Here is a 1,814-nt window from a genome sequence, read left to right as displayed (position 1 = left end):
TTTCTTGGAGACCGTCTTTTTATTGTACACCAGACCGACAGTGCCCCAGAAATACGGAATAGAATACTCGTTGTTCAGGTCAAAGTCCATGCCGATGCAGGCGGGATCGAGCTGGTCAAAGTTCGTGATAGCGCTGCGGTCGATTTTTTGCAGCCGCTTTTCCTTCATCAGACGCTCGATCATATAGTCGGACGGGACGAGCACGTCATACGAATCGCCGGAGCTGACCTTGGTGTACATCATCTCGTTGGAATCAAAGTTTTCCACGATGACGTGACAGTCGTATTCGTCTTCGAAATCCGAGATCACAGAGTCCGAGATATATTCGCCCGGCAGATAGAGTTTCAGCGTGTTGGAATTGCCGGAAGATTTGTTGGTGCCGTCAAAGTCTGTGCCGGGACCGCCGCAGCCGGTCAGGGCACCGGCGAGCACGGCACCTGCACAGCAGGCGGCGAGCAGTTGTTTCAGCTTCATGATGCAGGTTCCTCCTTGCGCTTTTTGCGGGTGCGTTCCGCGATGCGCGGAATGAGATTGACGAGCAGCAGCACCACCGTGATGATAACGATAACCAGTGTGGAAATCGCGTTGATAGACGGATTGACGCGCTTGGACATCGTGTAGACCAAAATCGAGATGTTCTGTACGCCGTTGCCGGTGACAAAGTAGGAAATCACGAAATCGTCAAAGGACATCGTGAAGGCGATCAGAGCACCGGCAAAAATGCCCGGGGACAGCTGCGGAATAATGGCGTGCCATAGTGCCTGCCACGGATTGGCGCCCAGATCCAGCGCTGCATCCGCCAGATTCGGGTCCAGCGTGCGCAGACGCGGCGTGATGGATAACATAACGTATGGCGTGCAAAACGCGATGTGCGCCAGCAGCAGCGTCAAAAAGCCCTTGCTTACTTCCAGCGTGGCAAAGAACATGAGCAGGCCGATCGCGGTGACGATGTCCGGATTCATAATCGGCAGGTCATTGGCGGTGCGCACGGCTTTGCGCAGCGGCTTGCTGCATCGGGACAAACCGATGACGGTGATGGTGCCGATGCAGGTGGAAATGATCGTTGCCAGGATGGCGATGGCGAACGTGGTTCCGATGGCACCCATCGTCACGGACGAGGAAAACATCTTCTCGTACCAGCGCAGAGAAAAGCCGGAAAACGTCGTCAGCGAACGCGACGCGTTAAACGAGAACAAAATGGTGTATGCGATAGGAATATAAAAGAACACGATGACAGCGGCGAGAACGGCGCGTGTCCAGTGAAAGGATTTTTTCTGCTTCAAATCTCGTCACCTCCATTGCGGTCGATTTTGCGGGTCAGATACATGGAAATCATAATGATAATGACCATGATGAGCGAAAGGGCAGAGCCAAAGCTCCAGTTGCCGGACGTCAGGAACTGCGATTCGATGACATTGCCGATCAGGACATACTGTCCGCCGCCCAGCAGCTTCGGAATAAAGAAGGAGGACACCGCGGGCAGGAATACCAGCGTGATGCCGGAGATGATGCCCGGAATGCTCAGTGGCAGCGTCACATGGCGAAACGCCTGCGCGCGATTGGCGCCGAGGTCGCTGGCAGCCTCCAAAAAGGACGGGTCCATCTTGGACAGAGAGGTGTGAATTTCCAGAATCATGAACGGCAGAAAGTTGTATACCATGCCGAGCACGACGGCGAAATCCGTGTACATGAACTGGAACGGACCGATGTGCAATAAACCGAGCAAGTTATTCAAAATACCGTTGTCCTGCAAGATACCCACCCAAGCATAGGTGCGCACGAGCATGTTGATCCAAGTCGGCAGCGTGATGACG

3 protein-coding genes are annotated in these 1,814 nt (G+C 54.2%); all 3 read right to left on the bottom strand.

The window, feature by feature from the left end:
- Window positions 1–474, bottom strand: a 474-nt coding sequence (locus ACR0P9_RS11945; protein WP_432620441.1) for an ABC transporter substrate-binding protein, incomplete at its 3' end; no start/stop codon positions are given.
- Window positions 471–1,283: an ABC transporter permease gene (locus tag ACR0P9_RS11940; protein ID WP_432620439.1), complete on the bottom strand. Its 813-nt coding sequence runs from the start codon at window positions 1,281–1,283 to the stop codon at window positions 471–473. The genes ACR0P9_RS11940 and ACR0P9_RS11945, both read right to left, overlap by 4 nt.
- The coding region (locus tag ACR0P9_RS11935) for an ABC transporter permease (RefSeq protein WP_432620437.1) at window positions 1,280–1,814 on the bottom strand (535 nt) is incomplete at its 5' end. The genes ACR0P9_RS11940 and ACR0P9_RS11935, both read right to left, overlap by 4 nt.

This window comes from Butyricicoccus sp., assembly GCF_050872565.1.
Taxonomy (GTDB): Bacteria; Bacillota; Clostridia; order Oscillospirales; family Butyricicoccaceae; genus Butyricicoccus_A.
This window is presented reverse-complemented; position numbering and strand designations above follow the sequence as displayed.